General features: G+C 51.4%; 17 protein-coding genes and 1 pseudogene. 9 read left to right on the top strand and 9 right to left on the bottom strand.

Annotation, left to right across the window (positions count from 1 at the left end; all coding sequences use genetic code 11):
- Positions 1 to 2: 2 nt before the first annotated feature.
- The 6 genes from IPJ88_12745 to IPJ88_12720 all read left to right on the top strand — a co-directional run bounded on the left by IPJ88_12745 (position 3) and on the right by IPJ88_12720 (position 6565).
- Positions 3 to 1763 (top strand): HEAT repeat domain-containing protein, encoded by a 1761-nt coding sequence (locus IPJ88_12745; GenBank protein QQR89077.1) that lies wholly within the window; start codon positions 3 to 5, stop codon positions 1761 to 1763.
- Positions 1760 to 3037, top strand: coding sequence for a hypothetical protein (locus tag IPJ88_12740; GenBank protein QQR89076.1), 1278 nt, complete (start codon positions 1760 to 1762; stop codon positions 3035 to 3037). Before IPJ88_12745 ends, IPJ88_12740 begins: the two co-directional genes overlap by 4 nt.
- A gap of 7 nt (positions 3038 to 3044) precedes the next feature.
- Positions 3045 to 4574 (top strand): acyl-CoA carboxylase subunit beta, encoded by a 1530-nt coding sequence (locus IPJ88_12735; GenBank protein ID QQR89075.1) that lies wholly within the window; start codon positions 3045 to 3047, stop codon positions 4572 to 4574.
- Positions 4575 to 4669: 95 nt separating this feature from the next.
- Entirely contained in the window at positions 4670 to 5077 is a 408-nt protein-coding gene (locus IPJ88_12730; protein ID QQR89074.1) for a cobalamin B12-binding domain-containing protein, read from the top strand.
- Between the two features lie 11 nt (positions 5078 to 5088).
- On the top strand, positions 5089 to 6234 hold the full coding sequence (locus IPJ88_12725) for an acyl-CoA dehydrogenase family protein (GenBank protein ID QQR89073.1): 1146 nt from the start codon (positions 5089 to 5091) through the stop codon (positions 6232 to 6234).
- Positions 6235 to 6250: 16 nt separating this feature from the next.
- Complete coding sequence (locus IPJ88_12720; protein QQR89072.1) at positions 6251 to 6565, top strand: YggU family protein; 315 nt, start codon at positions 6251 to 6253, stop codon at positions 6563 to 6565.
- Positions 6566 to 6574: 9 nt separating this feature from the next.
- Here the strand turns inward: IPJ88_12720 and IPJ88_12715 are convergent, their stop codons facing one another.
- The 7 genes from IPJ88_12715 to IPJ88_12685 form a co-directional block, all read right to left on the bottom strand.
- Complete coding sequence (locus IPJ88_12715) at positions 6575 to 8281, bottom strand: HAMP domain-containing histidine kinase (protein ID QQR89071.1); 1707 nt, start codon at positions 8279 to 8281, stop codon at positions 6575 to 6577.
- Positions 8282 to 8357: 76 nt separating this feature from the next.
- The gene (locus IPJ88_12710) at positions 8358 to 9176 is read right to left on the bottom strand and encodes a hypothetical protein (protein ID QQR89070.1); all 819 of its coding nucleotides are present in this window, start codon (positions 9174 to 9176) and stop codon (positions 8358 to 8360) included.
- Positions 9173 to 9841: a hypothetical protein gene (locus IPJ88_12705; GenBank protein ID QQR89069.1), complete on the bottom strand. Its 669-nt coding sequence runs from the start codon at positions 9839 to 9841 to the stop codon at positions 9173 to 9175. The genes IPJ88_12710 and IPJ88_12705 overlap by 4 nt, the downstream gene beginning before the upstream one ends.
- A gap of 5 nt (positions 9842 to 9846) precedes the next feature.
- Positions 9847 to 10842 (bottom strand): hypothetical protein, encoded by a 996-nt coding sequence (locus IPJ88_12700; GenBank protein QQR89068.1) that lies wholly within the window; start codon positions 10840 to 10842, stop codon positions 9847 to 9849.
- 35 nt (positions 10843 to 10877) lie between these two features.
- Positions 10878 to 11609, bottom strand: a complete 732-nt coding sequence (locus IPJ88_12695; protein QQR89067.1) for a tryptophan 7-halogenase — start codon at positions 11607 to 11609, stop codon at positions 10878 to 10880.
- A 174-nt stretch (positions 11610 to 11783) separates the two neighbouring features.
- Positions 11784 to 12767, bottom strand: a complete 984-nt coding sequence (locus IPJ88_12690; protein QQR89066.1) for a PEGA domain-containing protein — start codon at positions 12765 to 12767, stop codon at positions 11784 to 11786.
- Positions 12739 to 14313 (bottom strand): serine/threonine protein kinase, encoded by a 1575-nt coding sequence (locus IPJ88_12685; GenBank protein ID QQR89065.1) that lies wholly within the window; start codon positions 14311 to 14313, stop codon positions 12739 to 12741. Before IPJ88_12685 ends, IPJ88_12690 begins: the two co-directional genes overlap by 29 nt.
- A gap of 192 nt (positions 14314 to 14505) precedes the next feature.
- Here IPJ88_12685 and IPJ88_12680 point away from each other — a divergent pair, with 192 nt between their 5' ends.
- Positions 14506 to 15702 carry a PD40 domain-containing protein gene (locus tag IPJ88_12680; GenBank protein QQR89064.1) on the top strand — a complete coding sequence of 399 codons (1197 nt, stop codon included), beginning with the start codon at positions 14506 to 14508 and terminating at the stop codon, positions 15700 to 15702.
- Here the strand turns inward: IPJ88_12680 and IPJ88_12675 are convergent.
- Together IPJ88_12675 and IPJ88_12670 are read right to left on the bottom strand one after the other, a co-directional pair.
- On the bottom strand, positions 15686 to 16561 hold the full coding sequence (locus tag IPJ88_12675) for a TraB family protein (protein QQR89063.1): 876 nt from the start codon (positions 16559 to 16561) through the stop codon (positions 15686 to 15688). The genes IPJ88_12680 and IPJ88_12675 overlap by 17 nt on opposite strands.
- Complete coding sequence (locus tag IPJ88_12670) at positions 16549 to 16854, bottom strand: TraB/GumN family protein (protein QQR89062.1); 306 nt, start codon at positions 16852 to 16854, stop codon at positions 16549 to 16551. The genes IPJ88_12675 and IPJ88_12670 overlap by 13 nt, the downstream gene beginning before the upstream one ends.
- Before the next feature lie 143 nt (positions 16855 to 16997).
- Between IPJ88_12670 and greA the strand changes: the two are divergent.
- Positions 16998 to 17468 (top strand): annotated as a pseudogene (greA, locus tag IPJ88_12665) (transcription elongation factor GreA).
- Complete coding sequence (gene recG, locus IPJ88_12660) at positions 17465 to 19606, top strand: ATP-dependent DNA helicase RecG (protein QQR89061.1); 2142 nt, start codon at positions 17465 to 17467, stop codon at positions 19604 to 19606. Before greA ends, recG begins: the two are co-directional and overlap by 4 nt.
- Positions 19607 to 19639 lie beyond the last annotated feature (33 nt).

Genomic DNA, 19639 nt, shown 5'->3' with positions numbered 1-19639 from the left:
GCATGGACTTGTTGGAACTAAAAAAAACTTTTCAGAAGGGAGTGGGCAAGAGCCCAGGTCTAGCCCGAGATCTTCTAGGGCTAGATGAGAGCGCCGAAGACAATCATGTCGCTTATGAACTGTTGCGAGGCATCACCGCCGAAAATCTAAAACAGCTTTCCATCAGCCCCGAGAAAAAACAGGACCCCAGACCGCCCGTCGATGAAAGCAAGGTGATGCACAGTGCCGAAGGCAAGTCGCTGCTGGATCGGCTGACCAACAGCATCAACCAAGGCACGAGCGCACTTGAGGACATCTCCGACATTCGCACGCTCGTTGCGATCCTGCATGCCGGATCGCTTCGCTTGCGACGTGCAGCGGCACAACGCATCGAGACTATTATCCGGCACGATGTTCCCAATGAGGCGCTCAAGTTACTGGCTGATGCAATTCAAAACAATCGAGACCTCGATATCGCTTATGAACTGGGCCTTGTCTCGCGCATGCTCCCAGGCGCCGTGGGTCGCAAAGCGCGCGCCGAACAAGCACGATGGAAACGCATTGCCGAGGAGACGGAAAAAGATGTGGAAGGCTTTTGGCAGGGCAGCGTGCACACCAATCCCCTTGCCATGATGCCAGTGGATCAACGTGCCCAGCTTGGACTGCGCACAAAAGATCTTTCCAATGCCACACTCTGCTATCTATCATCCGTTTTAGAGGGCAGCGATGGTATCGCAGATGCAGAAGACCAACTTGCGTTGCTTGTCTCACTCCGCTACTGCGGCGATTCACGCATCGTCCCTTCGTTATGTGTGCTTCTGGAAAGCAATGATTTTCACACCAGTTCCGAGGCCGCTCGCTGTCTTGCCCGCATTGACGATCCAAGGGTTCATCCCGCGTTAGCCTCCGCATTCGAACGAAGCGTTTCAGTGCGCGAACGCTTGATTTTAGCGGCGGCATTGGGCCTACAAGGCGATGTCCGGGGCAGGGAGTTTCTGAAAGGACATCTCACCGACCGCGACAAAACACAGCTCTTGCTTGTACTCGAAGGACTCGAGACCCTTGGGAGCAGCGAAGATGTTGAAACCGTTGCCTTACTTTTGGAGGAAGACGACCTTCCGCTAAACTTAGCAGCCACGCGAACCCTCGGACGCATCGGCGATTTGCGCGCGTTGATTCCGCTCAGAGACATGTTGCAAACACCGCGCGCTTCGAGCATTCGTGCAGAAGTCGAAGATGCTCTATACGATGTACGCGAGCGCTTATTTTTACGTGGCGAAGAAATTCCGGAAAGCGAAACCGTTGTCTTTGCACTTCAGGCGGTCTCAAAGGCACAGCTTTCCGCCAAACGTGATCCTGCCAGCGTTCGGATCCGAAGCTACTGGGACTATATCCGTGGCTGGTTTTGGATGCTTTTGGGTTTTTCCCGTCGTGCTATCGCACGCTTTGAAGGGGCAGCCTCCCGACGGCCGGGCTGGGTTCATCCTCTTTTATCGATTGCTATGATTCACTCTCGCAAGGAACGCTATGCGCAAGCACTTTCTGCCTTTCGCCGGTCCATCGAAGCAGACAAGTTCCATGTTGAGCGTAATCCACTCGTTGCACGAACCTTAGCGCTATGCTTTTTGCGCCGCGCAGAACAAATCGAGCAAGAAGGCCGAAGCGATGTCGCTAGAAGCATCATCGATGAAGTGCTGGCTCTGGACCTCCGTTTTGCGCCGCCATCGATTCTCTTTGAACTACGGCGACGACGTGACAGCTTCCAGCTTGGAGATGCGTCATGAGTCAGTCGCTGAAAGCTCTGCTCGAAAAATCGCTCGGTCATTACAAACAGTTGCATCCGACCTCTCTGCCTTCGGCCTTTGTTGATGGCATTACCCTGAGCATGCGATACAAGGGCCAGACGGAAATTGTCGCGCTCCAATACCGCTCCGAGAGCGTTGCTCACAGTTGCACCTGCGGTAGAGCGGAGTGTGAGCACGTGCTCTTAACGATGCAGTGGGTTTTAGGACAGGAAGAACAAGCGCAAGCAAAAACCGCTTCTCTGGAAGGCGAAATTACGCGGGAAAAATCCGGCCTTACTGGCGTGTATCGGACCATACCGAGCCTTGATCGACCACCCATAGAAGACACGACCTCCTTTGCAGCGCGACTCAACGAGCTTGCGACTTCCGCCGTGCGTGCCGGAGTCGATGCGGTGGATTCTCCATCGGTAGAAGACAACTTCACGGGACTGGTCCACGTTGCACCCAAACCCCATCCACTTGGGTTTGAACGCTGGCTTGGTCGAGTCAAACGCGCCATCTCGCAACACGACGCAGATCAACTGGCATCGCAACTCTTTGCCGGCGCACAGATTTCACGAGACTTGAACGATCATAAACAAGAAGGGCGGGCGCGACTGGCTGCATGGTTTGGAACACGAGGATTTGACTCGTCCATCAGCGAACGCATGCAAGACCGAGTCTTGATCGAGATTGCGCGAGAATGGCTTTCTGGCACAAGACGAGCATCCCTAGAACGTAGATACTTTGTAGACACTCTATCGGGCGAGGTGTTTCGTGAAGAGCGTTTGCAGGGAGGCGATGGGGCCTCATCGGGCCCGTGTCCGCGAATCGTTCACGTCGGGCTTGCCCAAGTTTATCCCGGTGTCCCACGGCGCATTCGCTTGTTGCAATATGTCGTGTCGGGCAAAGTACCGTTTGCAGACTGGTCGCGCATCGAATCGATGGCCAATACGCAATTTGAAGAACTTTTGCCGTTTTACCGAAACGCGATCAATAGTTTTGCAGGACTTGCGGAGCCGTTTGTCTGGATCAAGCCTGTCCGGCTTGAACAGACTGCCGCGGGCGCCTACGCGCTTGATGAAGCAGGCATGCCTCTTCCGCTCGCTAGTGCCGATGCGCCATCCGAAATAGACTTACTATTCAAAGAAATGCAATCCGGCAACTTGCAGTGGCTGGCAGGTCGCTTGATAGACTCGCATGGCACTCTGATGCTACGGGTGCGAAGCATCATGCGCCTGGATGGCAAGGAACTCAAACACACACGCATATAATAAAGCCATGACTACCGACTCAAAGCTAAAGCAACTTATCAAGACCGTTCAGGTGGGCGGTAAAGATAAATACCACGAGCAAAACAAGCAAAAGGGAAAACTCTTTGCCCGCAAACGTATCGAGATGCTGGTCGACGAAAATTCGTTCATCGAAGACGCTACACTTGCAAACCATGTTGAGAAAGACTTGCCCGCAGACGGCGTTGTGACAGGCTTTGCGAAAATCGATGCACGCACAGTTGCCATCGTTGCCAACGACTCCACGGTCAAAGCTGGATCGTGGGGGAAGCGCACAGTTGAAAAAAAATTAAGACTTCAACAAGGCGCAGCGACGCTTCGATGCCCCGTATTCTATCTTGTCGATTCTGCAGGCGCTCGAATCACCGATCAGCTGCACATGTTTCCCGGACGACGCGGAGCCGGACACATCTTTTACAACCAAGTTCAGTTCAGCGGCGTGATGCCTCAAATCTGCCTATTGTTTGGACCGAGCGCTGCAGGGGGGGCCTACATTCCTGCATTTTGCGATGTGGTGTTCATGGTTGAAGGCAACGCCTCGATGTATCTAGGCTCCCCACGCATGGCTGAGATGGTTATCGGGGAAAAAGTAAGCCTCGAGCAAATGGGCGGGGCGCGCATGCATTGCAGCACCTCAGGCTGCGGTGACATTTTGGTGCAAGACGAAGAGCAGGCTCTCAAAATGGCCAAACGCTACCTTGGGTATATGCCTCAAAACTGCGAAACACTTCCGCCGAGGGTCTCTAGCAAAAAAGCGACACGCGTCGGCTCCCTCGAGTCCGTTATTCCGAAAGATGAAAACAAAGCTTTCGACATGATGCAAGTGATCGAAGCTATCATCGACGAGCATAGTTTTTTTGAAATAAAAGAACTTTATGCTCAAGAAATTGTCACCGGTTTTGCGCGACTTGATGGTCATGCAATCGGTGTAGTTGCCAACCAGCCCAAACATCTTGGCGGAGTTCTTTTCCCAAACAGCGCAAACAAGGCCGCACGTTTCATTCAGCTATGCGATGCCTTTAACGTCCCCTTGCTCTATCTCGCCGATGTGCCTGGTTTTATGATTGGCTCGGCTGTGGAGCAGCAAGGCATCATCCGCGCCGGAGCTAAAATGGTCTGCGCGGTAAGCGAAGCTACGGTTCCTTGCATTAGCGTAATTGTTCGCAAGGCCTACGGAGCTGGTCTTTATGCGATGTGCGGGCCAGCTTTTGAGCCGGACTGCTGCCTTGCTCTTACTTCAGCCTCTATCGCCGTCATGGGACCTCGCGCAGCAGTCAACGCGGTTTTCTACAAAAAAATACAGGAGTTACCGGATGGCAAAGAGCGTGAAAGCTTCGTAAACACGGAGCAGGACCGGTACAGGCAAGATGTCGATCTCTTAAAGTTGGCAAGCGAGCTTGTCGTGGACGCTGTCATTCCAAGTGACACACTTCGTTCTGAACTCATCGCACGTTTCGACTTGTACCGACAAAAGATACACGGCTCAAAACGTAAAAAACATGCTGTCTATCCCATGTAAGAGAAGCCGCAAGGTGGGCAACTAACCACATCTGATTACTTTAAGTTTTCTTTCACTTGCTAATGTTCGGTGCGATTGCAATAATTCCATAAGGCATGAACGTTGGACGCATTCGAATCTTAGTGGCCAAGCCAGGGCTGGACGGGCACGACCGCGGTGCGAAAATTGTTGCACGCGCGCTGCGTGATGCTGGCTTTGAGGTGATCTATACGGGTCTTCATCAAACGCCAGAAATGATTGCGTCTGCAGCGCTGCAGGAAGACGTGGATGCCGTCGGCCTTTCTATTATGTCCGCAGCACACACCACCTCGTTTCCAGCAGTCATTCAAGCGCTCAAAGCACAAGGCGCCGATGACATCCTTGTGTTTGGCGGAGGAATCATTCCTGAAGACGACATCCAAGTACTCAAGAACCAGGGCGTTCACGAACTATTTACTCCCGGCACACCCCTGGAGGAAATCATCCAGTGGGTGCGAAGCCACGTAATTCCTAAAGCAGCTTAATACAGTGTCTCATGCGCTTTGAACTTGATGATCTACACGCTTCGATTCAACAGAACGCACGGGAATTCGCTCAAAAAGAAGTGAGACCGCAAGCGGTGTGCTGGGATCAGGCTGAAGAAATGTCTACTCAGATTGTTAAAAAAGTTGGCGACATGGGCTTTTGGGGCATTCGCTTACCGGAAGAATACGGAGGTGCTGGACTTGATACGCTTGCGTACTCAATTGTTGTCGAAGAAATTGGTCGCGAAGATGGCTCGCTTGGATTGAGCGTAGCTGCACACAATGGCCTTGGCTCTTCACACATTGCAACCTTTGGCAGCGAGGAATTAAAAAAGAAGTACTTACCCAAACTTGCATCAGGTGAATATCTCGGTGCGTGGGCGCTTACCGAACCCAGCTCAGGCTCCGATGCTGCCGGCAGCATGCAAACACGCGCGATAAAGCAAGATAAACAATGGCTCCTAAATGGCAGCAAACAGTTTATCACACACGGCGCAAGTGCGGGAGTTTGCGTGGTGATGGCTGTAACCGACCCGTCGAAAAAACAAAAAGGAATCACAGCCTTCGCGGTGGAAAAAGGCACGCCCGGATTTACCGTGAGCCAGCATCTAAAAAAACTTGGCATGCGTGCATGTGAGACCGTTGAATTAAGTCTTGAAAATGTCGCGCTTGATGACTCGCAACGTGTTGGTGAACTCAATTCTGGTTTTATCGACACGCTAAAAATACTCGACACAGGACGCATCAGCATCGCCTCGCTTGCATTGGGCCTCGGCGAAGGAGCGTTGCAGCGAGCAATCAGCTACGCAAAAGAACGCGAACAGTTCGGCAAAACCATTGCGAACTTCCAAGCCATCCAATGGATGATCGCAAACAGTCGAACAAAACTTGATGCCGCTCGGCTTTTGACCTGGAAAGCTGCATCCTTAGCAGATCAAGGCAAGCCTTATACAAACGAAGCAGCAATGGCAAAGCTTTACGCCTCCGAAGCCGCTACTGAAGCATGCAATCACGCCATACAGATTCACGGCGGATACGGCTACACGCGCGAATACGTTGTGGAACGTCATCTAAGAGATGCAAAGCTTTGCGAAATAGGTGAGGGCACCAGCGAAGTTCAGCGCATGGTGATTGCCAAGAACATACTGCGTAAATAATGCCGTCGGATTAGCCATGGACGAACTGCCCTTTGTTTACCAGAAAGAGAATGCAATACATTTGCGTATTCGAGTTAATCCACGAGCTTCCAATACAAGGGCGTTGAGTGTTGAAGGCGACTATCTGAAAGTTGCGCTCAATGCACCACCAGTTGATGGCGCGGCAAACAAGGAGTTAATTGCTTTTCTATCGAAGCAGCTCGGGGTTAGCAAAAAAACCATTGCACTAATTTCGGGACAACGACATCGGAACAAAGTACTGCGCATTGCTGAGGTATCAACAGAACACATCCACAAGGTTATCGATTCATGGCAGCTAGCAAGCAAATAATGAAGAGCGCTAAGGGGAGGGTGGGTGAATTTTTACCACTACTGGGAGCAACTCATCATAATCTTTGCCTTCCGGTGCACTGCTAATGCTTCGCTCACGCAATTCATGCGGGAAATGAGCCCAAAAGGTTGTACCCTGACCCGCGCGAGACATCACTTCAAGCCGCCCACCAATCTGAGACAAAAGTTTCACCACAACAGACATCCCGACACCAAAACTATTGCGCGCTCTGGAGCTCTTATCGGATCCGCCAGGCTGAAAAATCTTACTAATTTTATCATTAGGAATTCCACGGCCCGTGTCAGAAATTTTTACCGTAAACACTTCTGGGGAACCACCGACCTCGATAACGACGCTTCCGCTCTCCGTGTACTTGGCCGCGTTTGTCATTAGATTGTCCAGCACCCGATCGATGATAAGTGGATCGCTCGTGATAAACGCCGGAGCTTCTCGGCTTGCAAGCACGCTGACACGGATATCGCGTCCATGAACTAAAGCCCGCATACGTCGGCGCAATCGATCGGTCAATGGCGCGATATCAATTCGTTCAGGAACGAAGTTGACCATACCTGTTTCTGCGGAAGCAACATTCATCAACTCATTGAGCATCAACTCCATTTTTTGAGTAGCGTTATCAATATCATCAAGTACGTCGTTTCCGTCGGGAACCTTCTCTGCATAGTCTCGTAAATACTCAATATTGGATCGCATTACCGATAGCGGGTTTCTAAGATCATGGGAAAATCCCCTCAAGCTTGTTACGCGCTCCTCGCGCATACGCTGGATTTTCCCAACAACATCCTGCATCGCTTGGGTGCGCTCCTGTATTTGCTCTTCGAGCATTTGCGTCCATTGCCGTTGGCGACGGTTGAACTCCATCACTTCTTGGCGAGCTTCGGCTTCATCTTGCGCCACCTGCTCCAAAGCGGTCTGTGTTTCGTTGCCTACGCCAAGGTTTGCTTGATAGGTTGAGCGAAACTCCCAAGCTAGAGCCGCAGCAATTCCAAAAGCACTAAGAGCTACCGTGGCAACCACCGGCAACAAAGAGGGCTGCCATGCCACTGCTAGCGCGGATAATCCTAAACCCAGCAAACCACCGAGTGCCACGGTAAAGCGGCGAGTTCTACGAAACCATCGCAACTCAAAGTCACAGCAGGGATCGCCCCAAGCAACACACTTCGTCTCATTGATTTGAGCAGAAGGCAGCCCCCACAAAGTAGGCAGAGCCGCAGTTTGTGCCTGGCGAGACAAGCACACCAAACGATGCTCCTTCACACTCGTGGTATATTTTAATCGTATCGAGTTACGGCCTTCAGACAACACTTCGTATTTGCTCACGGAAGAAAACAGACGAAGCGTTCTTGCAGCAAGTCGCAGTATCGTGTCAGGACTAGCGGCCCATATGATAAAGCGCAAAGGACCATAGGAATCGCGAATTCGATAAATACACGCATTCATATAGGATTCATCGCTGCCGGTAAGCTCTCTAACGCCTTTTAGGAATTCCCCTACCTGCCGAAAGCTTATCCAAGAAGATTGTCCTTCTAAATCACTTCGGGACAGCTTAGCTCGAGCAGCAAGTTCATCCAAAGCTTCATCGCCATGCATATCGGCCACGTACTGAGCAGGGCACCACAAAACCTTGATGGTAATTTCCGCCGGATCATTTTCATCCGCGGTATTGGAAGGAGCTGCTTGTTCAACCTTCGCTTGCATGCTCTATCGACCCTCTTCCCACGGCGGCTAGATTGCCACACCAATCAATGAACAGCAAAAGTGTATCTAATTTTGCCTAGGCACCGAGCCATTTCTTTTTTCGATCACTTACTCGGTGTTCAGGACAATTAAACTCTAGTTTATCCAATTCTATCACACATAGCGAAGAAAGAGACTGTTGCGCGCCCTCATCTGCATGCGCCATAAATACGTGTTGATAGCTAAGGACGGAAGCTAGGGAAATCGTCCGGGGACTCAATCCGATGTCCAACATGGCCGCAGCACTAGCCCCTGAAATATGTGCCTGAATACGAAAAGACTCGCGTACGACAAGAGACAGACGTTCAAATAGTTTCCAGTATCGCTTTTCATGTCGCATCGAATTGTCCAGGAGACATTTGCGCAGTACTGGAACGCGTTCATCCACAGGGCGCATAGGAACCCCAAACCCAGGCAATCGTCCGTGTTTTAGCATATGTGCTTGCGCAATTTGCTTTATTGCACTATCGGACGGCTCGCTATCGCCCAATGCTCTGTCCACGACAAGCAAAAACTCAGCTGCAGTGCCATATTCCCAAGGACCTATCGCGACGGACTCAAGCCCAAGGCTTATGCAGGCAAAGGCTGGTAAGGTGTGACCATACGACGCAACAAGGCGCACTAGCTTCAGAGGCCAAATGCGTGGGTCGGGAGTTGTGTTTACGGTGGCGATATCGTCAATCACACGAAGCTCGCTTAGCGAAAGTTGTTTCCCATGTGACGCAAGAACGCTCAACCCCGTAAGGCTCGTTCTCCCCGCCAGTTCCGCCAAAACCGGATATCCGAAATACCAGTTCTCACCTTTTTCTAGATCAGAGAATCCGACTTTGGTTTTTATCGTGACAGGCTTAGTCATCGTTCATACTGAAATTCTGGCATGTTCGCCGGATAGTTCATGAGTTCACTCGGCAAATGGGATAGCGCTTGTGCTATAGCGCACGGCAATCGCGCGACCACTAGTGCCGCTAGCATTTGATCTGGAAGAACCAAGCCAGCCCAGTGAAACACAGCCAAGCGTGCAGCCTCAGCACTTAGTGAGCGTTCCAAAGTGGCAATAGAAATATTTTCCTTAGCCAGACGTGCGACTAACATCTCTCTATACTGTCGACTATCACTTGAATCGCTATAAGCACACGCCGGCAATACCTTGTTCGGCTTATTCAACCATTCTAAAAATTCCTGATGCTGCTCGGTCACAGAGCGAGCCCATTCCGTCAAAGCTACGCTTCCTATGCCTGTCACATTGGCCAAATGGGATCCCATGAGTCGAGCCAGCATGGCAGCATGAGCAGGTGCCTCGCGAACTGAAATCGGCGACTGCAACATCATCGCAGTATCGAAAGCCTTAGCTTTTTCGGATGTTGGCAACTCACCGGTGAGATACAAAAAAACTATTTCCGTAAAGCCGTAGTACAACACGAGATCATCTTCCAAAGCATAACCAAAAACATGCTGAGGAAACCCTTGTTCTACGACACGTTCCGATAGCTTTCCCGGTCTAGGTCTTTGCTGATTGCTCATCGCCCTTAGACCGTTCGCGTGGGGCTAATCCCATCGGATTGTTTGCTTTTCGCAAGTCCCGCAACGATCAGTTGACCCACCAATCCCATTTGAGCCGAACTAAGCCGACTGCTAAGCTGGGCATAGGAATAACGCTCTTCCTGCAAAAGACGGCATACTTCGAACCCCTCTTCCACGTCCTCCATATACTCAACCGCCATCGACTCGTGGTCGGGAGAAAAGATGGTAGCACAGGGAACGGGCTTGCCAAAAAGAGGAGGGAGACTGGATACGTTTTTAACAGGGTCTCTCCAGAAGCTAGCGATTCTCTCCCGTACGTGGGGGCTCGCTGATCCATCCGTATTTCCGACGTTGTAATTTACTCCCGCCGAATAAGTTTTCTTAACCTGGGTTCCGCTTTCAAGCGTCAACACATCAGTCGAGTGGGCATGTTCACCAATCAGGGTCTGCTGAGAAGCTGACGTTTCGGTACCAAGGTCTTCGAGATTGCCAGAACCACGGGTAAGAACATGTAACAAATCAGGGCTCACCGCGGTATCGACGATGGCCTGAAAGGTTTGGTCTCGCAGCTGAGGACTTAGTTTCGAAGCTCGATCGCGCCAAAACATGCTGCCTGGGCTATTGTTGGCTATCGCATGATACCATTGATCGATCACCGTCGCAAAACTCGAGCCAATATGTTTCCAACCTCGACTGTAGCTAGTCCAAATATCTCGTTTCTCATCCCGCGAGTAATTTTCATCGAAGAAGCAACGAATCGCAAGCGTGGCACTTAGAGCATGTCCAATCGCAAAAGTGACGCCAGATGAGAACAGCGGATCCACAAAATAGGCGGAATCTCCAACCAACATCCATCCATTTTCATAGTCGCAAAGTCTTTCGCTAATCATCGAGTAGTTTGTAGCTGTACTTACTTTGTCGCCTACCGGAACAACGTCGGAAATCAGTTCATTAAACACTGGCACGCTCTGCGCTGCTTTAATGATTTCATTGAAATCCATATAGGGCTTACCTCGCTTGAGCACAGCCGGGTCAGTTACAAGTCCCAACGAGTGTGTAAGCTGCCGCTTTCCGTTGATGACTTTTGGAACCGGTATGTACCAGAACCATCCATCCTCAAAGGCAAAATTGGCAATGGACGAGAGATTGTCTTTGCGAAAAATGTTCCAATCGTAGTCAAGGCTTTGAGCTGGCTTGCCGCCAAGGACATGGTTCCAAATAGCAATGTTTTGATACTCAGAGAGATGGCTTCTGCGTCGCTACCTGCCGCTTCAACAAAGACACGACAATAAACATCACCCCGGTTTGCAACCGAAATTTTATTAAGCTCTCCTTGTTTCTCGTAGCGGGTGACTTCGGCACCTTGCCATATTTCAACCCCACAGCTTTCGGCATGCTCGAGCAAAATCGCGTCAAACTCGGCCCGGTTGCAGTGAATAGTCCACCGCCGAACACCGTCCTTTTTCCAAGCGGTATGCTCAAAAAATGTTGTACTTGGCTTATCTTTTTCCCAAAGATAGTAGCCGCCATATTTCTTTACATAGCAGTCACTGGCCAAAACCTTTTCAAGCGCGCCGCTAAGCGCAAGTCCCGGGATGACGCGATTAGCGAAGGACTCTCCGATATGTTCTCTTGGGAATTTTTCTTTTTCGCAAAGCAAAACGCTCAGTTTTGTTTGATTTCGCAAGAGCGCAGCTAATGTTGCGCCCGCAGGACCGCCGCCCATAATGACAACATCGTAAAACGGGTTTTTACCTGAGTTAACCATGAGCGACCCTCCAATGGAACTGCGTTATTCGTTAAGGCACCGAAAGCTTCGTTGCACAAAGGATGGACGCTAGACAGCGACGCCCGCTGGGACGTTAACAATTTTTTTCGTTTCCAGGCCAGCGGAAAACAAAGATTCAAGCGACGGTTGAAACGTCATTAACTTTAGAAAAAATTAGAGCTCACCTTTTAGTTCCAGGCCGGCGCTTTGAAAACTCATCCATGGAGTGATTGTGGGACGGCGAGCATGTTCGCGGTCTTTGCCAGGCTTGCTATCGTCGTCAGTCCAGCGTGTAAAGAAAGCAGTAAACAATGTGCCTATGGCAAGAGCACCGGCAGAAATTAAAAAGATATCAGCATAGAGGGCTGCTTCATCGCGGTCTTCTTCGATTTGTTCGCCAAGAGGAAGCAGAGGGTTTGCGTTTTTAACATCGTCGTTGAGACTCACCGTACGCAAGACAAAGTAGCTGCCAATCGCAGCGCTAACGACGGTAAGCCCGACGCCCGTCCAAAACCACACCGGCGAGATTCCGGTAGTCTCTTTCACTGTGATTTGGGCAGGTTTGAGTTTGAACGCTATATTTTGCGTGCTTCGGGCAAGTACGTCGATTTGTTTTCTTACCGGAATAAAGTCTTCGCTTCGAATTTCAAGCACGTGCCGCCCAGACGGAACCAAAAACTTACCAGGTGCCAGGCCGAGTTTCCGATCGCCAAGCCAAACCTCGGCGGCTGGGGTCGTTTCAATATTAAGTGCGCCCAAACGGTTTTTTAGACGCTTGATAATTTTCACGACTGAAGGGCGGTCCGGATCATCGCGTTCAGCTTGACGAAGATACGCTTTATAGTATTCAAGCGCTTTTTCGTAACGAAAAATAGCTTCGTAACTCAAGCCTAAATTGTATAAGGTATTGGGACGCGGAACCAAACGGTTGGATGCTTCAAACTCAACAATCGCGGCTTCGTGATTGCCGTCTTCTACAAGCTGCACGCCTTCGCTAAACCGTTGCTTCGCTTCGATAAGGTTTGCCGCCGCCGGGTTTCGACCTTTCCTTTGCTTAGGGTGATCCTTTGCATGCACCACTCCCAAAGAAGCGCCAAGGCTAATCCAAAGAAAACACGCTAAACTAAGCTTAAAAACTCTTGCGGACTTTACGTTCACGACTCTCAGTTTGCCGTATTTGAGGTGTTCGCGTCGAGCTTTCTGCTACATTAGGGATATTGGGGGTAGGTTTAGGTCGCACATGAGTCTTAGCAATGGGCTTTAAATCAACCTTTAGCTCCAAATCGTTATCAAACAAGGCCGCTTGCCGCATGCTTTGATAGCCTTCCTTTTTCACTTCAATTGTCACCGGATCAGGGCTACGAGGCCGCTCGGTATCAAGCGGATTCGGAAACCAGTCACCGTTGATATATATTCTGGCATCACTCGGCGAGGCAGAAATCTGAATACGAACTTTTTCACTGGGCATGGCCACGCGGTCTTGCGGCGGAGGTGGCTCAGGGCTTTTTATCTCAGCAGGTGCACCTGGCTGCATAATCAAAGCCTGCTCGCTCTCCGAAGCGTTGCCGTCCGTAGACGCTCGCCAATACATCAGGCCTCCAGCGATACTTCCAAGCAGCAAGAACCCCGCAACGAAAGCTTTTGCGCTATCGCCTAGCGCTGGGATTGGAGTGCGACTAGGTGTTGGCCGTACATGGGAAATTGTTTGTATCCGAGCGCCGGGCATGGGGCCGGGACGTTCGGATGTACGCGGTACGATGGCGCGAACTGGAGGGTCTGTATCGGCACGGCCGAAGTCACTCACGGTTGGGATGTAGTCGATATCCCGAAACGGCGCGAGAGCTTCTGCAAGCTCAGCCGCTGTCGCAAAGCGGTCATCCGGATTTTTTGCGAAAGCACGCATGACTATTTCGCTAAACTCTGTGGGAAGATCCGAACGGATGTGAGACGGCGGCACAGCTTCCTCTGTCATTATGTTCATAATGAGATCAGGAAGAGTCTCGCCGTCGAAAGGCACCTTACCGATTAGCCCCAGGTACATAATTACGCCCAAAGCGTAGATGTCAGCACGATGATCTGTGTTTTTTGAGCCCTTGCTCTGTTCCGGCGCCATGTAGTGTGGCGTTCCAATCAGCGCGCCCGTACGCGTTAAGCTGCTGTGAATCGAATCGGTGCCTTCGCGAACTTTCGAGACACCAAAGTCAAGTATCTTCACGAAGTCGCGATTGCCCTTGCGTTTAACAATCAAGATATTCTGCGGCTTTAGGTCACGGTGCACGATGCCTTGCGCATGCACGACGCTAAGCGCCTCACACACCTGTTCAACAATCCGTACCAACCTACCGACGGAAAAGGGTCCTTCATCTTCGATCAACTCAGCAAGCTCACGGCCTGCGAGAAACTCCATCACCATGTACGGACAACCGTCTGGTAGCACGCCAAGATCATTAACATCAACGATATGCTCATTGCCTGCCATCGAAGCAGTGCGCGCTTCACGTTTAAAACGTTCCAACGCACGAGGGTCACGCGCGAACTGTGGATGCAGACACTTAATTGCGACGCGTTTACCTATCAGAAGATGCTCCGCCTCATACACCTCACCCATACCGCCTTCGCCGAGTTTGCGAACGATTTTGTATCGGTCTTGAAGCACTAGACCTGTGCGGTCCGGAATCGGTTCCGGCACAGAATCCAGCTGCATTCTGGTGGGTGGTATTTGCACCGTGCCCTAAGTTTAGCAGAGTTTACTCCCTTCATGCACAAAAGCCAGCTCATTTTACTGCGTTGATCAGCGTCTTGGGATCACATGTATGGTGTTCACGCGTTTCACACACACCTCGGTATCGGATGCGTGTTTGTTAGCTGAAAGACATTTAGGGGCTATACTAAGTTAGTGCTTAAGGTTTTCATTTTTTGGGCTTCAGCGAGCCTAATCGGAGCGTGCAACGCTTTTGATGCACCATTGCAGGAACACGACGCTGGAAACGATGCGCAAGTTGCTGACTCAGACATCGATGTTGATGCAGGGAGCACATTGAACGACAGCGGTATCAGTATCGGAAGCTGCAACGATGCAATCCGAAACACGGATGAAAGCGATGTGGACTGCGGCGGAAGCTGTCCACCATGCGACCTGGGAAAGCAGTGCAACGCAACAACCGATTGCCAAAGCAATGTCTGTCAGAACGGTAGTTGCACGTGTTACTATGGGCCTTTTTCAACGCCGACGAACCTCGGGAGCGGCGTCAACTCTTCATCGGATGAATGGGACCCAGCGCCAAGCGCAGATCATCTTAGCTTGTATTTTGCATCCTGGAAAAGCGGAGGGCAGGGCGATGCGGATATCTACGTTGCCAGTCGCGCTAGCACAAACGATGCTTTTTCCTCACCCATTAGCCTTTCGGCCGTAAACGACAGCAAAGCAAACGATAGCCCTTCGCTGTGGAACGGAGACCTCAACCTAGCCTACGACTCTTGGATAGACTTCGGGGTCGATGGAAATCTTTTGTATGCCACTCGCACAAGCCTGCAGAGCAGTTTCACTGTCGCAACAAACGATATTTTTGTTAATATTAATCGCGGAGACTCGGCACAGCTGGATCCATCGTTGATCGACAATGGTCTGTTGCTAATGTTTAGTTCAAACCAGCCACAAGGTTCCGGCGGCTTTGACATATGGCAATCCACACGAACATCAGACGCCGTGCCTTTCTCTGCGCCAACACGGGTAGCGGAATTGGCAAGCAGTTCAGATGACGGCTTCAGCTCACTTTCGCGTGACGGTCTAGTGATTTTCTTCACCAGTGATCGCGCTGGTGGTGTTGGGCAAAACGACATCTGGACCGCAACACGCAGCACGCTTAGTAGCGCTTTCGGCACGCCTTCACTTGTTGCCAATATCAACAGCAGTGGAAATGAGGCAACACCATCGCTAAGCGCAGATGGCCTCAACCTCTATTTTGCAAGCAATCGCGCAGGAGGACGGGGGGAGCCGATATTTGGCGCGCGACTCGAGAGTGCCTGCAGGCCACTTCGAACTAAGGTGGAGCGGTCAATCGCTTTTAGACAGAGCACTAGAGCAACGATATGACCCAGGTTGCGCCTATCCATGCCCCAAGCGATGAGCCTAGGGAAGACATCACGGCAACAAGCAGAACGCGCGTAAAGCGATTTGCATAAATGCCGCGAACACTCATCATGGCATCTTGAATACCTTCCGCATCTTCCACGGTGGGACGCCGAAGCTTGGCTTCAACAAAACCGGCAACCATGCCCGTGCCAATCGTGGGATTAAGCGAGGTAATGGGCGATGAAATAAACGCAGTAAGCACTGTCCATAGTTTAGCGCCTGCCAAAAGGCTAAGTGCCGCCGCAGCGACGGCATTGGGCAACACCCAAGCGTAGATCATGGCGCTTAGTGTCTCACCCGCATGTTTTTGGTAACCTACGACAAACGCCGCAAGTACGATGGCGGGGATGATCCACTTGAGCAAAGCCGTCCATCGCGAAGGTGGAGGAATAACGGTTAGTTCCCGTCTATTAATGGTGTGGCCCAGGTAGCTAACCATGCCTTCGACGTGACCTGCGCCCACCACAGCGACGATGGTCTGCCCCTCGGCTTCTTGAACCGAACTCATCAAGTAACGATCACGCTCGTCAATAAGGGGAATTTGCACTTGAGGCATGGCCTTAGCGAACTCTTTCATCGCATCGCTCAAGCTGTCTCGGTCCTTGAGCTCTTCAATGGTGTCTTCGGTAATTTCGTTGGCTGTGAAAAACGCACCAAACATCACCGAAACCAGTCGGAACTTGTTTAGAAAAGAAAGGTTACGCCAGGTACGCTTGAGCGTAGCCTGAATGTCCCGATCCGCTAACACGAGCTTTGCGCCATGCTCTTTTGCTTTTTCGGTAGCGGCGAGTAACTCCGCGCCAGGCTTTACACCAAGCAAAGCACCGAGCCTCCGCTGATAGGCCGAGAGCACCAATTGGCCATCACAAACAGCACTTTCTTTTCTCGAATGATTTGAAACAAATCAAGCTTTCGAAATCGTTGATCATCAACGAGGGTTTCGTAACGAAGCTGATCCAACTCCACACAAACCGTATCGGGCTTAAGGGTGTCGATAACGTAGTTCACCTCTTCGACACTTTTTTGAGAAATGTGGGCGGTGCCTACAAGATAAATATGTTTGCCCTGATATTCCAGATGGCGCACATTTTGAGAAAACTGCTGCTCGGTCATAATAGCCGCTGGACTATAGCCTTGCTCGCCCCCGAACCCAAGAGCAAACGGCAGCCTTTCGAGCCCTATTTCTTGCTGTTCTTGCGCTAGCAAACAGGTGTTTTGAGCGTTGACAAAGGAGACTAAGGTAGGTACGGGACGCTATGGACAAGGTACCGATGACACTTGAGGGGCATGCTGCTCTGAAAAAAGAACTTAAGTTGCTTACGGAAATCGAACGGCCCAAAATCTCACAAGAGATTGGTATTGCGCGCGAACACGGCGATTTAAAGAGAATGCCGAGTACCATGCTGCTAAAGAAAAACAAGGCATGGTTGAAGCGCGTCGTGGAGATCGAAGACAGACTCGCGCGCGCCGAAGTGATCGACACATCAACCCTGGGCGGCGATAAAATCCGTTTCGGAGCCTATGTTAAACTCGAAGATATCGATTCGGGCAAAGTAGTGGAATACCGCATTGTCGGCGCGGATGAATCGGATATTGCCAACGGCACGATTTCGGTCACTTCCCCCATGGCGCGAGCACTCATTGGCAAACATGAGGGCGACGAAGCCCAAGTCAAAGCACCAGGCGGCACTCGCAACTACGAAATTGTCTCCGTGCGTTGGAAGTGAATCGAAAAACAATCCCCTCAGAAGCAGCAATCGAAACACTACCTGGCATCGGTAAGGTCGTGGGAGCCGTACTGCGCGAACGGGGCCTATGTCAGGTCGGTGATTTGCCTCTCATCCTACCGCGGAACTATGTCGATGAGCGACAGATCACCCCCTTAAGTCAGCTTGAAGAAGGAAAGCGACAGGTTAGTATGGGCGTTGTTTTGGGCTCTCGAATGATCTATGCACGTGGCCGGCGCATGGCAGAGGTAAGCCTAGCGCCATTGCCCAGTGATCCGCATGGCCCCCATGCCGTCTTAAGACTTGTATGGTTTTCGGCTTTCCCCAATCATCTGAAAAAGTACCGGCATGGCGCTGTTGTTCGAGTCAGTGGCCGTATTGAACGCTACCGGGGAGTGCTCTCAGCAGCTCACCCCGACACCGCAGTGCTCACCGACAGTGAGCAAGCGGACGCCGCCGTCATTACCCGTTATCCAGATATGCAAGGGGTGCCGAGCAAGGCTTTGCACAAAGCCATTCAAGCTTCCGTCAACCGCTGCAAGGATGACATCTTAGATGCAATACCACAGTCCATGCGAGACGAAGAGGGTCTCATGCCTCTTTACGATGCGCTCGTAGCGCTGCATTTTCCCTCGAATGAACTAAGTTTGGATGAAGTCGATGCGCTCAATTCTTTTTCCAGCATCTATCATCAACGCTTGGCCTACGAAGAGTTTTTCTTGCTGGAACTTGCGCTTCATGAACGAAGAGCAGCTCAAGGGGACTACGAAGCGGAAGCTCTCAAAGGTGAGCCTGCAAAAGTGAAGCGTCTGAAAAGCAGCCTGCCTTTCAAACTCACATCAGCGCAAAGCAGAGTGCTAAAGGAAATCATCACAGACCTGCAAAGAGATGCGCCCATGAGACGCCTGCTCCAAGGCGATGTCGGTTGCGGAAAAACAGCAGTCGCAGCGCTCGCTTCGGTTTACGCGGTTTCCGCCAAAACCCAAGTCGCTATCATGGCGCCTACCGAGGTCTTGGCTGAACAACACTACCGCTCGCTAAAAGAGCTGCTAGAGCCTTTGGATGTAAGGGTCGAGCTGGTGTTAGGCGGCATGCGATCCAAGCATAAAGAAGAGCTAAAACAGTCGCTCGCATCCGGCCAAATCCATGTCGCCGTGGGAACACACGCGCTAATGAACGAAGATTTCGTCTTTAAGCGACTGCGCTTCGTGGTAGTGGATGAACAACATCGTTTTGGCGTATCGCAGCGTCTTAGCCTCGTTAAAAAAGCAAGCCCCGAAGGCAGACTCGCTCCGCACCTGTTGGTTATGACGGCCACGCCCATACCGCGCTCGCTCGCACTGGCTCTTTATGGGGACCTTCAAACAAGCGTTGTCGACGAAATGCCGCCCGGACGGCTAGCGCCTGTTACAAAGATGATCCCCGTAGCCGAGCGCCACCGTGCCATCGATATTATTAAGCGTGCACTCAATAAAGGCGGTCAGGTTTTTGTGGTCTGTCCATCCATCGAGGTTTCCGAAGCCATGCCACTCCGTGCAGCAGAAGAGAGCTACGCTGAACTCAGTCGTCTTTTTCATAAAGAAGGCGTGGGCCTTATGCATGGCCGACTGGACTATGCCTCTCGGCAACAGGTGATGGCTGATTTTGTCGAAGGGAAAACGCAAATCCTGGTCAGCACAACCGTGATCGAAGTTGGCGTGGATATCCCGCGCGCAAACCTGATGGTGATCGAGCACGCTGAACGCTTTGGGCTAGCGCAGCTTCATCAGTTGAGAGGCCGCATCGGACGTGGAGGGCAGCCAAGTGCCTGCCTCTTGCTCCACGAGGCTCAAAGCGAAGAAGCTGAATCAAGACTAGAGGTTATGTGTGAAAGCTCAGATGGATTCGAGATTGCTGAAAAGGACTTGCAACTGCGCGGGCCAGGAGAGCTCTTTGGACAACGCCAGTCTGGCGTCGTGGGCTTCCGCTTTGGCAACCTGAAACGCGATGCCGAACTCCTCGAGCGAGCGCGCGCAGCGGCTAGGAAAATACTCGAATCAGACCCCACGCTCGAGCAACAAGCCCATCGCGCAACCTTGCTTGCCCTGAAACGACTTAAGCGTGCATCCGGACTGCTGGTAAAAGAAGAAGCCGGTTAAAAACACAAAGCACAACAACAGCTTTGGATAGCT

This window comes from Myxococcales bacterium (assembly GCA_016699535.1).
Classification (GTDB): Bacteria; Myxococcota_A; Polyangia; order Polyangiales.
Note: the sequence above shows the minus strand (reverse complement) of the source record. Positions and strands in the feature narration are given on the sequence as shown.

Bases quoted from the DNA above. Each gene is read 5' to 3' on its own strand.
- IPJ88_12735 (QQR89075.1), top strand. From the start codon at position 3,045: ATGACTACCGACTCAAAGCTAAAGCAACTTATCAAGACCGTTCAGGTG.
- IPJ88_12710 (QQR89070.1), bottom strand. From the start codon at position 9,176: ATGACTAAGCCTGTCACGATAAAAACCAAAGTCGGATTCTCTGATCTA.
- IPJ88_12730 (QQR89074.1), top strand. From the start codon at position 4,670: ATGAACGTTGGACGCATTCGAATCTTAGTGGCCAAGCCAGGGCTGGAC.
- IPJ88_12695 (QQR89067.1), bottom strand. From the start codon at position 11,609: ATGGTTAACTCAGGTAAAAACCCGTTTTACGATGTTGTCATTATGGGC.
- IPJ88_12685 (QQR89065.1), bottom strand. From the start codon at position 14,313: ATGCAGCTGGATTCTGTGCCGGAACCGATTCCGGACCGCACAGGTCTA.
- IPJ88_12670 (QQR89062.1), bottom strand. From the start codon at position 16,854: ATGACCGAGCAGCAGTTTTCTCAAAATGTGCGCCATCTGGAATATCAG.
- IPJ88_12715 (QQR89071.1), bottom strand. From the start codon at position 8,281: ATGCAAGCGAAGGTTGAACAAGCAGCTCCTTCCAATACCGCGGATGAA.
- IPJ88_12700 (QQR89068.1), bottom strand. From the start codon at position 10,842: ATGGATTTCAATGAAATCATTAAAGCAGCGCAGAGCGTGCCAGTGTTT.
- IPJ88_12725 (QQR89073.1), top strand. From the start codon at position 5,089: ATGCGCTTTGAACTTGATGATCTACACGCTTCGATTCAACAGAACGCA.
- IPJ88_12705 (QQR89069.1), bottom strand. From the start codon at position 9,841: ATGAGCAATCAGCAAAGACCTAGACCGGGAAAGCTATCGGAACGTGTC.
- IPJ88_12740 (QQR89076.1), top strand. From the start codon at position 1,760: ATGAGTCAGTCGCTGAAAGCTCTGCTCGAAAAATCGCTCGGTCATTAC.
- IPJ88_12720 (QQR89072.1), top strand. From the start codon at position 6,251: ATGGACGAACTGCCCTTTGTTTACCAGAAAGAGAATGCAATACATTTG.
- IPJ88_12745 (QQR89077.1), top strand. From the start codon at position 3: ATGGACTTGTTGGAACTAAAAAAAACTTTTCAGAAGGGAGTGGGCAAG.